This is a genomic window from uncultured Microscilla sp. (genome assembly GCF_947493425.1).
GTDB lineage: Bacteria > Bacteroidota > Bacteroidia > Cytophagales > Microscillaceae > Microscilla.
The window spans coordinates 1-330 of record NZ_CANLRP010000567.1 but is presented as its reverse complement, the minus strand read 5'-3'; the positions used below and the strand labels follow the sequence as shown (position 1 = coordinate 330).

At 33.9% G+C, this 330-nt stretch carries 1 pseudogene; it reads right to left on the bottom strand.

The annotated features are described in order from the left end of the window. Positions 1-330, bottom strand: a pseudogene (locus Q0954_RS34670) (hypothetical protein); the annotation flags it as partial.

The following is a 330-nucleotide window of genomic DNA, read 5'->3' as shown; positions in this document are numbered from 1 at the left end:
ATAATAATCTACTACTGCACCATTTAGCTTAGTATTAAGTTGTATCTGATAAATCTTAGGTTGTGTAGTAATATCAGTTACCAAACTAAGTGGCATATTTAAAAGCTTACCCAGAAAACCTCTTTTTTTATAAGAAACCTCATCAGCCAAAAACTTATCAAATACTTTTTGGTATACCTCGTGAAAATATAGAGTAGTCACACCTTTATATTTTATAGGTGGGCTAAAGTGTCTAAGGGTGTCCCAAGGCACATTTTTGGCAAAATCTATTGCATAGGGCAGTTGTCCTTGAATGACCAGGTATTTGACACCAGTAAAATCTGTCTTTTC